At 44.2% G+C, this 13,600-nt stretch carries 11 protein-coding genes; 6 read left to right on the top strand and 5 right to left on the bottom strand.

Annotated features, from left to right (window positions below):
• Nucleotides 1-12: 12 nt before the first annotated feature.
• From F551_RS0114410 to F551_RS0114400, 3 genes are all read right to left on the bottom strand, one after another.
• Nucleotides 13-1,782 (bottom strand): tetratricopeptide repeat protein, encoded by a 1,770-nt coding sequence (locus tag F551_RS0114410; protein WP_018998228.1) that lies wholly within the window; start codon nt 1,780-1,782, stop codon nt 13-15.
• A 32-nt stretch (nt 1,783-1,814) separates the two neighbouring features.
• Nucleotides 1,815-3,758: a tetratricopeptide repeat protein gene (locus F551_RS0114405; protein WP_018998227.1), complete on the bottom strand. Its 1,944-nt coding sequence runs from the start codon at nt 3,756-3,758 to the stop codon at nt 1,815-1,817.
• A gap of 213 nt (nt 3,759-3,971) precedes the next feature.
• Nucleotides 3,972-5,654 carry an electron transfer flavoprotein-ubiquinone oxidoreductase gene (locus tag F551_RS0114400; protein ID WP_018998226.1) on the bottom strand — a complete coding sequence of 561 codons (1,683 nt, stop codon included), beginning with the start codon at nt 5,652-5,654 and terminating at the stop codon, nt 3,972-3,974.
• A 119-nt stretch (nt 5,655-5,773) separates the two neighbouring features.
• Here F551_RS0114400 and F551_RS0114395 point away from each other — a divergent pair, with 119 nt between their 5' ends.
• Nucleotides 5,774-6,586, top strand: coding sequence for a uracil-DNA glycosylase (locus tag F551_RS0114395; protein ID WP_018998225.1), 813 nt, complete (start codon nt 5,774-5,776; stop codon nt 6,584-6,586).
• Here F551_RS0114395 and F551_RS0114390 read toward each other — a convergent pair.
• On the bottom strand, nt 6,583-8,298 hold the full coding sequence (locus F551_RS0114390; RefSeq protein ID WP_233355265.1) for a GAF domain-containing hybrid sensor histidine kinase/response regulator: 1,716 nt from the start codon (nt 8,296-8,298) through the stop codon (nt 6,583-6,585). The genes F551_RS0114395 and F551_RS0114390 overlap by 4 nt on opposite strands.
• 226 nt (nt 8,299-8,524) lie before the next feature.
• Here F551_RS0114390 and F551_RS0114385 point away from each other — a divergent pair, with 226 nt between their 5' ends.
• From F551_RS0114385 to F551_RS0114365, 5 genes are all read left to right on the top strand, one after another.
• A complete protein-coding gene (locus F551_RS0114385) occupies nt 8,525-9,211 on the top strand; it encodes a TIGR04283 family arsenosugar biosynthesis glycosyltransferase (protein WP_018998223.1) in 687 nt (228 codons plus the stop codon).
• 129 nt (nt 9,212-9,340) lie between these two features.
• On the top strand, nt 9,341-9,832 hold the full coding sequence (locus F551_RS0114380; protein WP_018998222.1) for a TIGR04282 family arsenosugar biosynthesis glycosyltransferase: 492 nt from the start codon (nt 9,341-9,343) through the stop codon (nt 9,830-9,832).
• Nucleotides 9,833-9,922: 90 nt separating this feature from the next.
• Nucleotides 9,923-11,137: a PA0069 family radical SAM protein gene (locus F551_RS0114375; protein ID WP_018998221.1), complete on the top strand. Its 1,215-nt coding sequence runs from the start codon at nt 9,923-9,925 to the stop codon at nt 11,135-11,137.
• Nucleotides 11,138-11,334: 197 nt separating this feature from the next.
• On the top strand, nt 11,335-12,426 hold the full coding sequence (locus F551_RS0114370; RefSeq protein WP_018998220.1) for a site-specific DNA-methyltransferase: 1,092 nt from the start codon (nt 11,335-11,337) through the stop codon (nt 12,424-12,426).
• Between the two features lie 94 nt (nt 12,427-12,520).
• Nucleotides 12,521-12,910: a VOC family protein gene (locus F551_RS0114365; RefSeq protein ID WP_018998219.1), complete on the top strand. Its 390-nt coding sequence runs from the start codon at nt 12,521-12,523 to the stop codon at nt 12,908-12,910.
• Between the two features lies 1 nt (nt 12,911).
• Here the strand turns inward: F551_RS0114365 and F551_RS0114360 are convergent, their stop codons facing one another.
• Complete coding sequence (locus tag F551_RS0114360; RefSeq protein WP_018998218.1) at nt 12,912-13,589, bottom strand: M23 family metallopeptidase; 678 nt, start codon at nt 13,587-13,589, stop codon at nt 12,912-12,914.
• Nucleotides 13,590-13,600 lie beyond the last annotated feature (11 nt).

The raw sequence follows: 13,600 nt of genomic DNA, 5'->3' as shown, positions 1-13,600 counted from the left end.
TACACTTATGGATTATTGGTTTGGAATTTGTAATTCTGTTAGCTGGGCATTCAAACCATATTTGAGTTTTTCCGCCGCCGATTTTTTGAGCGTGTCATCGTCGGAATAAGTCACCACACGAGACCATTGATAGCCAGCTTGTTTGAATTGACCAGTTTGCCAATATGCGTCTCCGAGATGATCATTGATCACAGGGTCGGCCGGATCAAGTTCTACGGCCTCTTCCAAATGACGCACGGCTTTTTCGTAATGGTTTAGCCGATAGTATGCCCAACCTAGACTATCTTTTATATAGCCCTGATCTGGTTGTTGCGCAGAAGCATTTTGTATCATCTCAAAAGCTTGCTCGATGTTCTTACCTCGGTCCACCCAAGAATACCCAAGATAGTTCAGCACTTCTGGGCGATTGGGTGCATAATTAAGGGCGGCTAACAAATCGCTCTCAGCATCTTCCCAACGAGATAATTTATCTCTCATACCTGCGCGTGCAAACAATACGCGCCAGTCAATATATCCTTCGCTAATGTCACTTTGAAGAACCTGATCGAAAAGAGATTCTGCTTCCGCATACATCTCGAGACTTCGATACAAATCTCCTACCTGCATTTTCAAAGATCTGCCTGGTTGCGTTTTCAGAGCAGCATTTGCTAAAGCAACCGCCGCCTTATCATCGCCTTTGTCAAAGAGAACCCAAGCTTCTCTAGCGCGAGCTGCACCGTAATATACCGAATTACTCTCAATCTTCTGCAACTGCTCTAACGCTGCATCAAGGCGATTTGCATCTCGCATTGAGTCTGCCAATAATAATCTAGCTGCGTCTTGTTTAGGGTCAAAAAGCAAAACAATCGAATAATAAAGATTGGCTATGTCTCCCCCCTGTTTCGCAGCGATGGCTAACGCAAACCCAAGTGTGGAAGCTGCTGCCCCCTCTTTGGGAGATAATCTAGGAGCTACGATATCTTTGCCAGCACGCAATTCTCGATCCAACTGATCCAGCAGTGGATTATCGCCAATATCTTCATAAAATTTATCGACTATTTCTAGAGCGCGGTCACGCTGACCGTCTTCAGCCAACTTTCTAGCATAAGCATCAACACCAACAGGGTATCGTCCACCTAAATTCCATGCTTTTTCGAAATTTTCCAAAGCATGCTCATCTTGATCATTTGCCAATTGAAGCAAAGCATCAGAATACAAACGTATGCTTCTGAACAATCTAGACTCAGCACCAGAATGAGCGACGGGAAGTAACTTACCTTTTTCTCTTAAGCCAAGCTGAGACCAATCACGAATGGAACGCGCTACAACATTGTGCATTACGCCCGCGCTAAGATCATCAGAAAAACCAACGGTGGCCTTGTATTTACCACGTGAAAACTTGTCGACGGCCCTGATAATTTCAACCATCCCGCCTTTAGGTTCGATATCAGATTTTTTGGCGAGCTTTATCGCCAATTCTGTATCTCCGGCTACGAGCGCATATATAATTGCTCGTTCGAGAAGAGAATGATCTTCCGGAGAGTGCTTAAGTGCTTGAGAATAATAAACTGTTGCCGCTCGACCATCTCTTACCAGACCAGCATAACGAGCAGACAAATAGTCTCCATATTCAGGAAGTTCGCTTGATCTATTTGCAGTGAATATATTCTGTCCACCGCCAGAACTGCTTGCGCAAGAAGCAACACCACAACACACAACACTTAGAGCGAGAATACGCCACCATGAAGATACTCTCACGCATTTGGCTGCATTCCACAAAACAGGCGTTTGCTTTAGAAACATGATCGAGACAACAACACTAACTTCATTCAAAACTAAATTGAGCGCGTTTCCGGTGGCGCTTCGTTCTTAGGAACAAATGGCGGATCACGTTCTTCGGGCGCGTCCTCTGTTAGCCCACTTTCTAGACGTAAAGCAATCTCTTCTCTGTTTAATGCTGGCGGGTGGCGATCTAAAGCTGATTGCCACGATGTTTTTGCGAGTTCTTTTTGGTCAAGCCTCCAATAAACATCACCTAAATGTGCGTGGAACTCCCAATGATCAAAAGGCTGCACAATTTCGACAGCTTTACTTATCAACTCCAACGCACGCTCATAGTCGCCATATTGATAATAAGCCCACCCCAAACTATCGAGCAAATTGGGTTCAAAAGGAGTAATGCGGTTTGCCTTTTTCAACAAACGAAACCCCTCATCCAATTCTTTAGATGTCTCTGGACTTTCTACGAGGGCGTATCCAAAATTATTCATCATCGCTGGATTGTTGGGCTGGTCGATAAACAATTCACGATAAATACTGAGACCTTCTTCCCGCGTTTCCGGAGTTTTCGACAAGGTTGCAGCCAAAAACCCTCGCGTTTGATCGCTCTCATCGGCTTTCACAGCTTGTCTCGCAGCTTCAAAAGCGCCAGTCATATCACCTGCTTGCTGATGGTTTTCTGCAAGCAATATATTTGCGTAAGCACGTGTTGAACCTTCGAGATCCTCTTGCAACAGAATTTCCCCAATCAAAGCTTCAGCTCGATCAGTATCATCCATGCGCACCATCAGATCAGCCACACTCAACAAAGTGAAAGGCTCATCAGTCAGCCCTAAAGCTTGTTGATTGAGGCTTTCCATTCGATCTGTTTTACCAGCTTCCAAATAGGCTTCCGACGCACGTATCAACAAACTCGCACGCGCATCGTCATCTTTAATGTTTCCATCAAGAGCAAATCGTGCAGCAGCCTCGAAGAAACCGTGACTATATAGATGCTCAGCTTCTATTTGACGAATTTCAAGGCTTGTTGGATCAAGCAAACTGGCGGTTTGACGAAGAGAACTCAAGAAGTGATTAAAAGGACTTTTTGCGCCTTTTGCTAATACAACACCAGCAAATGTCTCTCTTTGTTGTATAAGCTCTGCTTGATCAGCCAGAGCCACGCCTAAACCGCTATGAATCACATGGAATGGCTTCTTTTTGATATCACCACTCTCAATTTCTTTCATTCGAGCACGAGCATATGCATCATCTTCATTCGCATCCAGAAGAGCTTTGTAGATGATGCCTGCTTGTTCATTACGCTCTAACTTCATCAGAAGGTCAGCGTGACGTAACGCTAAAATCCGTTCGGCATTGTAGGCTAAACTTTGTGCAATAAACAAACGATACTGTTCTGCGGTTTCAATATTGTCTTCACTTGGGTTCTCAAAGAAATCGGGCCCCTTCTCATAAATGCCCAATGCTTCTTCGTACAATCCCATACCTTCAAGCAATAATGCTTGGTATCCGCGGAAAGTATGATTTGGCATCGACTTTTTCTGGTCGCGCATAGCCTCTTTGGCTAAGTCGGTATCGCCCTTTGCAGCCAATATCCATGGTCGCAAATAATCTGATGACAGTGCCGTCCAGTTTGATCCGGTGTCCGGCATTTCATTGAGGACAGTCAATGCCTGCTCGTATTCCGCAGCAAGCATCATATCAATAACCGCAAAACCCCAAGCGCCTTGCTTTTCAGATTTCACATATGCGTCTCGGGCTGCAAGCATGAACGCAGCCATGTCCGCATTTTCGAGCATTTCATTTGGGCTAGCATATTCCAACACAACATCTGATTTTGTTGATGCTGCTGATTGGGAAACACCCATGCCAGAAAGTTGATACAACGATGAATGCGAATTTCCGTTAGGCAGAACCGCACAATTTGCCAAAACGCTCCCCATAAGAACGCCTGCACAAACATGAGCTAGCTTTGTCTGTCTAAAAGAAAAAACGCGCATTCAAAACTCCAAAAACAACTTCGAAAAAGCAAGTGACTTTCATTTTAGGATAAATCAATACCCGACATGAAGACATCCTTATGCAATTTCAATCATTTGCTCAAAAAAATATGGCTTTGGATAGACTGCAAAAACCTTAACATGAACAATTTTTGCTCAAAAAGGCGTTACAGCTCCCAAAGCCATACCTCATCTTAGTTTTAATCCGTAGAACTACATGTTCGGATAATTTGGTCCACCAGCACCTTCCGGTGTCGTCCAAGTGATATTTCCGTTTGGATCCTTGATGTCACAAGTTTTACAGTGAACACAGTTTTGCGAGTTGATCTGGAACACATCCTGACCTTCCGCATCTTTTACCCACTCATACACACCTGCCGGACAATATCGCTGAGAAGGCCCTGCAAATACATTTAATTCCGAAGACTTCTGCAATTCTTCAGCTGTAAGCTTCAAGTGAATTGGTTGATCTTCTTCATGGTTGGTGAAGGAATAAGACACACTCGTCAGCTTATCGAAGGATAAAACACCATCAGGCTTTGGATAATCAATCGGCTTAAACTTTTTAGCTGGCTGCAAACTAGCTGCGTCTGTCTTACCATGCTTCAAAGAGCCGCCAAATGGTGTGAATGGTGACCACCCACCAAATAGCGTTGTGCTCCACAAATCAATACCAAATGCCGGAATACCGACCATTGTTCCAAGCTTGGACCAAAGTGGTTTAGCGTTGCGAACCTTTTTAAGTTCTTTAGCCACCCAGCTATTGTCGTAAGCAGTTTGATATTCAACCAACTCGTCTGATTGACGTCCATTCGCGATCGCATCGAATGCAGCTTCAGCAGCAAGCATCCCTGTCTTCATTGCGTTGTGACTACCTTTAATACGCGGTAGATTCACAAACCCTGCAGAACAACCGATCAACGCACCACCTGGGAAGGTCAATTTAGGCACTGATTGATAACCACCTTCTGTGATTGCACGCGCACCATATGAAACACGCTTACCACCTTTAAGGTGCTTTGCGATATCTTCGTGATGCTTCATGCGTTGGAATTCATCATACGGAGACAAATATGGGTTTTTGTAATTCAAGTGGACAACAAGCCCAACTGCAACATAGTTGTCTCCAAAGTGATATAGGAAAGAACCACCACCAGTGCTGTTATCAAGCGGCCACCCAAAAGTGTGTTGAGCTAACCCTGACTGGAACACATCATCCGGAACCTGCCAAAGTTCTTTAATCCCAATACCGTGTTTTTGTGGCTCTTTGCCTTCATCCAATTTGAAGTCAGAAATAACTTTCTTTGCTAAAGACCCACGAACACCCTCGGCAATCAGAACATACTTACCGTTTAGTTCCATACCAGGTTCTGCACCAGGCTTTGATTGTCCGTCACGGCCGATACCGGCGACACCAGCAACAACCCCTTTGATGGAACCGTCTTCGTTATATGTAAATTCCGAAGCAGCGAAACCTGGGTAAATTTCAACACCCATAGCTTCAGCTTGTTCAGCCAACCAACGACACACATTCCCAAGAGAGGCAATGTAGTTGCCGTGATTTTTAATCATTGGCGGAAAAGCAAATTCAGGAAGTGTAATTGAACCTTCAGGCCCGAGATACATGAATTTATCTTTTGTAATTGGAGTTTCTAAAGGCGCACCCTTTTCTTTCCAATCTGGAATCAACTCATTCAGCGCAACAGGATCAACTACAGCACCCGATAAAATATGAGCACCTACCTCAGATCCCTTTTCAAGAACAACGACGCTAAGCTCTTGTTCTGTTTCTTGTGCACGTTGCATCAATCGTATGGCGGCGCTCAACCCTGCTGGTCCACCACCAACAATGACTACATCCACATCCATTGATTCACGTTCTACTACGTCCGTCACTATTTTAAACTCCCGAAGCCCGACCTAATCCATATGGCTGGTATTTTCTTATTTTATAAATCGCTTATAGTCACTTAATCTGTATTGCGGCGCAACAAAAGAGAAAATTTTCAATAGAAATGCAATGGTCACCCGAAGAATTAGCGTTAAAAAGCTTAAATGACTGGTGGGTTGACGCTGGGGTTACGCCTGATCAGCCCTTTTCTATAAAGAAAAACGACTCGGGATCTCGCCCTAAAAACTCTTTAAACCCAGACCCAAAAAAGAAAAAAACAGCCCCTCTTCAACCACGTCGTCTCAAAACAGACCAAGTTTTGGAAGCTCAAAAGATAGCAAGCGGCGCCCAATCTCCTGAAGAACTCAAACAGGCCATTGCGGCTTTCAAGGGCTGCGATTTACGCACATCGGCTCGTTCAACAGTCGTGTTTGATGGTCAGGTAAATGCAGACATAATGGTCATATGCGGCGCGCCAGATCGTGAAGAAGATAAATCTGGCATCCCGGCTTCAGGACAAGCGGGAAAATTATTGGACCGCATGTTTGCCGCGATTGGTATATCTCGCAATGATTCACTTTACATTGCTTCATTGTTGCCATGGCACATGTTAGGCGAAAGGAATCCTGACAATGAAGAATGGGCCATCTGCAAACCATTCATTCAACGCCAAATCGAACTGGTTGCGCCCAAACTAATCGTAACGATTGGCAAAATGCCCTCACAAATGCTGCTAGAAAAATCCGACAGCATCGCCAAACTTCGCGGACAGGAGTTTGAGTACACGCACGAAAGTCTAGCCGGAGGAATTCCTTGCTTTCCGCTGCAGTCGCCTCAATACCTTTTGGTGCGTCCTGCAGAAAAAGCTAAGACGTGGCAAGATCTACAGCTAATTCAAAGAAAAGCATTAGAAATAGGCGCTATAAAACAGTCTTAGACGCTTTTGAGCAAAGCCTCATGCATAAGTGTCCAATCAAAAGGTTTTGCCAATATTTCATCAAAACCAGCTTCCTGACATTTTGCATAAGCAGCCTGGGTTGTATCAGCACTACAAGCAATCAACCTTGTCGAAGAAGTGTATTTTCGAATTTCCTTTGCCACCTCAAAACCTGATTTACGCGGCATATGAAGGTCAAGTATAATCGCATCAAAAGAATGCTCACGCGTAATATCCAAAGCCGAACTACCACATTCCGCCAAAATGGTATCACATCCCCATGTTTCTAGAACACGCGAGAGAATGAACCGGTTCTGACTATTATCATCTGCGACTAACACTTGAAGCCCTTTTAATGGATCGGCATCCACCTCCTCAAGGCTTCCTTTTCTTACGCCTTCATTCTCAGGGCGTTGATCAATTACCCAATCATCTTCTACAATTTCAGAAGTAGGAATTTGGATCTTCACTTGGGTTCCGACATTGCGTTCAGAATTCACCTCAATAGAGCCGCCCATACGATCTATTAGTTGCTTCACCAGCGACATTCCCAATCCGGTGCCGCCGAATTCTCTATCATCCCCTGCATTCGCTTGGTTAAATGGAACAAACACGCAGTCGACTTCAGATGGAGTCATGCCGATTCCAGTATCCGCAACTTCGATATTCAACAAACACTCATCACTGCCATGTTCGCATGGCGAAAGACGCATGCGACAGAGAATTTCCCCACTCTCAGTAAACTTCATCGCATTATGAATCAGATTGTAGAGTATTTGACGTATTCGCGTCGGGTCTGCCCAAATTGTTTCGGAAAATTCTCCAAGACCATCATAGCCTATACTAAGATTTAGCCCTTTATTCTCAGCTAGTGGCTTGAAATGGCGACGTAGTTTCTCAGAGAACGCAATCAGATTGAAGGACTGTTTGTTAATCTGCACCCCGTCCGCTTCAATTTTTGCTGCTTCCAAAGTTTCATTCAACAATTGCAATAGATCAGAAGCACTAGACCATACCGTTCCCAAAAGCTCGCGCTCAGAGTCGATATTTTCACCATTTCTCTCATTGATTTTGGCGCTGAGCATATCGGTCGCCCCCATAATGCCAGCAATTGGGGTCCTAATCTCATGCGAAATCAATGATAAAAATGACGACTTCGCATTGAATGCTTTCGTAGCTGCAAACCGAAGCGCTGCCTCTTCTTGCATTTGCAATAGAAGACGCAATTCACTTTCAACTTGGTCAGCCAGACAGCGAAAAACATTTCGTTCTTCTAAGTCTAGCGTTCGCGGTGAATGACTTGCCAAAACCAAATGTCCACACACCTCACCTGACGGCCCTGCGACAGGGGCTGATGCGTAAAAACAAATTCCGTCCTCACCTTCAAAACATGGCAAGTCAAAAAAGTCAGGATCAACACGTGCATCCGATATTTCAAACACATCATTGGACCAGCTTTCAGCGTGAATCGGACGAAAACCATGTATTAGTTTGTTCTCGTCACAATGCTCAGAGCTATAGAGCCAGTATTTTTTTCCACCTAGCAGAGATATATAAACAATTGGAGCTGAAAGTACTTTAGCTGCTAACCAAGCAATCCGCTCAAAAGCCCCTGCTTGCGCGCTATCAAGAACACCAGAACTAAATAATTCTGCCAACCCATCAGGCTGGGCGACATCGTCCATTTCAGTTTTAGCTATTCCTAAAGCCAAGCCCAAAGCCTCTACGTTTCTTCAATTGAATATCGATTTTTCATAAGAAAACCCTTACAAAACGTTTCGAGATGCAAATTATTTGCAATAAAATTTACTAATAACCCCCTGTTTTTCGTAATTTATTCTCACCTCAAACGTGTATTTAGTCTTATCTCAACGTCAAATGTGGGAATACAAAAATAAAAGACTTCAATATCATCAATTTTAGGCTAAAACTCCACAAATGACCCGTGGCGAACTTTCAATAATCATTCCTACCTTAAATGCGGAAAAACACCTTCCGCGTTGCCTGGATTCTCTTAGTGCAGGATTGGGAACCGGATTGATTCGTGAAGTACTGATTGTGGATGGCGGCTCAACCGATCACACAATCACTATGTCGAGCGGCGCAGGTTGCCGTGTTATATCAAGCCCAATCCCAAGACGTGGCCGTCAGCTTCATATAGGCGCGCAGAACGCGAAATCCGATTGGTATCTATTTCTGCATGCCGATACGTTTTTAGAACCAAACTGGGCAAATACCATCAAAGCTCAAATGCACTTTCCTGAATTCGCAGCTGCTTTTGCTCTAACTTATGACAGCCCGTCAAAAGAAGCTCGCTGGTTAGAAAAGCGTGTAGGACAGCGAGTACGCACGCTTGGATTACCTTATGGAGATCAAGGCCTTCTCATTCACAAAAGCCTGTATACTGAAGTCGGCGGCTATAAAGATATCCCTTTAATGGAGGATGTAGAAATTGCTCGTCAAATTGGAAAATCCAGACTCAGAATTCTAAATTCTAAGGCTATAACTTCGAGCGAAAAATATGAGAGAGATGGCTGGAGAAAACGAGCTTGGAGAAACGCTTTTCTCTTAACTCGCTACCTCTTGGGGGCAAAACCTGAAGACCTAGCAAAGTATTATAATTGATACGCGATGAAGAAGACTCTGCTCATATTTGCAAAGCCACCAAGGATGGGATTATCCAAAACTCGGCTGGCTCGAGAATTAGGAACCACTACGGCGCAGAGACTTAATCGATTTTGTCATTCAAGGATAATGAAAGCTGCCAATTCTGGTCATTGGTCCACAACTATTTGCATAGCTCCGGATAAAGATCTCAACTGCCAAACCGGAGGTTTATGGCCACCCCATTTTTTCAGAGCAAAACAAGGCAATGGCGACCTTGGGGACAGGCTCAGTCGAGCGTTTCGAAATTCTGACAATGGCCCTGTCATTGTTGTAGGAACAGACTGCCCCAGTATCCAACAATCGGATATCAATTATGCCTTCAAACTTCTCAAAAAATACGATGCAGTGTTCGGCCCTGCTCACGATGGCGGATTTTGGCTATTTGGCGCATCCCCTCGCCTCAGAAAACAAGGGCTAACATTCAATCCCGTTAGATGGTCCAGTGAACACGCTTTATCCGATATGGCAGCATGTCTTCCACACGGAGCAAGCGTCAAATTTATTCACAATCTTATAGATTTGGATGACGAAGCGTCATATTCGCTTTGGAAAAAAGCTAGAAAAACCTCTCAAGCATAACCCATAAGCCAATTGTGTTTTCTTTTTGTTCTGCTATTGTTCTATTTATAATCAAGTTCAGAAATCTCAATTCAATTTAGGCTTTCTATTGTGGAAAACTCCAGCACTAAGCGAAAAAAACCTCCCGTCGATCGACACAGAATCATCGATACAACATCCATGCATGTCGACAATGTAGAACAAACCAACCACACAAAAGATGTTCTTCAATGGCCGGAAAATACAAGCTGGGAATCCACGCAAAAAAGAGCACGTGGACGCGGGGCAGTTTCTAACGCTTCTGGCCGATATGAAACCTATGGAACAATTCCATTTGATGATGGATGGAATGGGTTAGATGACAAATTACCCCCCATTCGTACAGAAACTATTCCCGAAAAAAGCAAAAAGGCGATCACTTATAATTCGTCACCAGATTTATCATTTGACCGCACCATTAACCCATTTAAAGGATGCGAACATGGGTGCATTTATTGTTATGCTCGGCCCAATCACACCTATTCAGGATTATCTGCAGGTATTGATTTTGAAAGTAAAATTTTCATCAAACCAGGCATCGCAAAATTATTTGAATCAGAAATATCTAAACCACGCTACCGCCCTAAAACACTAGTATTGGGTGGTGACACCGACATTTACCAACCAATAGAGAGAGAACTGAAAATCACGCGCGAAATATTGGAAGTTGCTTCAGAAGCAAACCATCCAATAGCTTTCGTTACAAAATCTGCACTCGTCCTACGTGATCTTGATATACTCATACCAATGGCAGAAAAGGGACTGGTCCGTGCCTGTATCTCCCTAACTTCTCTAGACAATCGCCTGTCTCGCACCATGGAACCAAGAGCAGCCGCACCGCATCGACGCCTGGATGTCATAAGGCAACTTTCAAATGCGGGCATTCCTGTAACTGTTATGACAGCCCCAATCATTCCTGCCATCAACGATATGGAAATAGAAAATCTATTGAAAGCGTCCGCCCAAGCTGGCGCAACATCAGCGGGATATGTTCTTCTTCGTCTGGTAAATGAAATTTCTTACCTGTTCGAGGAATGGCTCGAAGTACATTACCCCGACCGCTTGCAAAAAGTGATGAACATTATGCGCAGCATGCGCGGAGGCAAAGATTACCAATCCGAGTTTGGTCTACGCCAACGTGGAACGGGTCCTTATGCTGAATTAATAGCTCATCGTTTCAAGCTCGCATGTTCCTCATTCAATTTATCTAAAACAAAAACAGATTTGAGAACCGACCTTTTTAGACCACCTAGACCTGATGGATATAAACAACTCGATCTATTTTAATTTTCCACAGAAGATTCAATATTGACTCAACCACGACTCATCTATTTGGAAACACACAAGTTTTCAGAGTTTGGTAATATTTGATTAACTTCCAAAATTAGTATTTTACATCGATCACATTGGAATCGTTATACTTTCTTAACCTGAGTTCGGCTTCCTAGTAGCGAATCACCCCGCTATTTGGAGCAACACAAAACATGTCGAAAATCGATTTCCCAAAAGATCACATTCTAATCGGTGACTGCATTGAACTGATGAATTCATTGCCAGAGAAATCTGTCGACCTCGTATTTGCTGACCCTCCATACAATCTTCAGCTCGGCGGTGACCTAGTTCGCCCTGATAATTCCAAAGTTGATGCAGTGGACAATGAGTGGGATCAGTTTGCCTCATTTGAGACATATGACAATTTCACCAAAGATTGGCTAAAAGCGGCTCGCCGTGTGTTGAAAGATGACGGAGCGATTTGGGTGATTGGCTCCTATCACAACATTTTCCGTGTTGGTTCTCAGCTGCAAGACCTTGGGTTCTGGATTCTAAATGATGTGATTTGGAACAAATCTAACCCAATGCCAAACTTTAAGGGTACACGTTTTACCAATGCTCACGAAACGCTAATTTGGGCCACAAAGTCCAAAGAACAGAAAAAATATACATTCAATTATGATGCGCTAAAAACAGCTAACGATGATGTGCAAATGCGCTCTGACTGGACAATTCCAATTTGCTCTGGTGGTGAACGTCTGAAAAATGAAGACGGCAAGAAAGCTCACCCAACACAAAAACCAGAAGCCTTACTTCACCGTGTAATGATGGCTACAACGAAGCAAGGCGACACTGTGCTTGACCCATTCTTTGGCACCGGAACAACTGGTGCTGTCGCAAAAATGCTTGGCCGCCACTTTATTGGTCTTGAACGCGAAGAAGATTATGCAGCTGTCGCACAAGCCCGTATAGATAATGTTCGCAAGGTTGACGATGCAGACTTGCAAGTCACACAGCCCAAACGCGCCGCTCCGCGCGTGCCATTTGGCGCACTTGTAGAGCGCGGCTTCTTGCGTCCAGGTGATCGCCTTTATTGTCCTAAACAACACCATGTCGCTCGCGTTCGCGCTGACGGTTCTTTATCAACAGGTGAAGACACTGGCTCAATTCACAAATTGGGTGCGCATGTCCAAAGTGCACCAAGCTGTAACGGTTGGACTTTTTGGCACTATAAATCAGATCAGGGTATGGCTCCTATCGACCTTCTACGCCGTAAATTTCGTACGGAAATGGGCTTAAACTAGCGCGATTTAAAACCAGAATTGAACAAGGCGGCCCTACTGGTCGCCTTTCTTTTTTACACTTGCTAGAATCAATCAAACACAGCAAATACCATTGATGGCTCAATTTATTTCTGCACTCACCCTTGTTGTACCTGATTATGATGAAGGCATAGATTTCTATGTTAGAAAATTAGGATTTGTTCTTCACGAAGACACTCAATTATCACCCGAAAAACGATGGGTGACGATTGCGCCCAAAGGAGCCAAAGAAACCAAAATCCTATTGGCCAAAGCTAGCAATGACGATCAAAAAACAGCTATCGGAAATCAAACTGGCGGCCGTGTCGGTTTTTTCCTGCAAACCGACCAATTTGACCAAGATTACGCGCACATGAAGGAAAACGGCGTGACATTCCTAGAGGAACCACGTGACGAAGTTTACGCAAAGGTCGTCGTTTGGCAGGATCCATTTGGCAATAAGTGGGATATGCTACAACCGAAATAATCTAATATTTTGGCCACATCCCGGGCATTGCAAAAATGTCCATTGCAGTCAGGCCAAATGATTTTTTAGGATTTTTATAATTCCCTTTGAGCAACTCGTAATGCAAATGCCGCCCTGTTGCTCGGCCTGTGCGCCCCATCACGCCAATATCTTCCCCCATAATAACACTGTATTTTTTCTGAATTTGCGGTGCTATCGATTCAAGATGCGCATAGCGAGTATAAATGTCCGCTCCGTGATAAAGGAGGACGTAATTCCCAAAGTCACGGTGAAAACCAGCTTCAACAACAACGCCTTGTCCAGCAGAATACACTTGCACAGGACGCGGATTGGCATAATCCACCCCCTTATGCGAACGACCACCTCTAGGGCCAAACCCTGAAGACAAACACGCATCTTCAACGGGGTAAGTTGCTAAAACCACCTTTTCATCTACCGAGAAGAAAGGCGGCAGTTTCAGTTGACCTCTAGCTTCCGTTGGCGGTGCATTGCTAACCCTGATCGAAGGGCAAATATTCATATCAAATGGAAACGACCATTTCCCATATGAATTGATCACCAATTCATCCATAGGAGGAGGTTCGTAATAATGTGGTGGATTTGATGCACACGCAGCAACCATGCTGAAAGCTAACATTCCGCCAAGCTTTGCGACATTCGTTTTAGTCAACTCAAACACGCCTTAACTTC

The organism is Hirschia maritima DSM 19733 (assembly GCF_000378345.1).
In the GTDB taxonomy this organism is placed as follows: domain Bacteria; phylum Pseudomonadota; class Alphaproteobacteria; order Caulobacterales; family Hyphomonadaceae; genus Hirschia; species Hirschia maritima.
The sequence above is the reverse complement of the archived record's forward strand: the minus strand, read 5'-3'. Positions and strand labels throughout refer to the sequence as shown.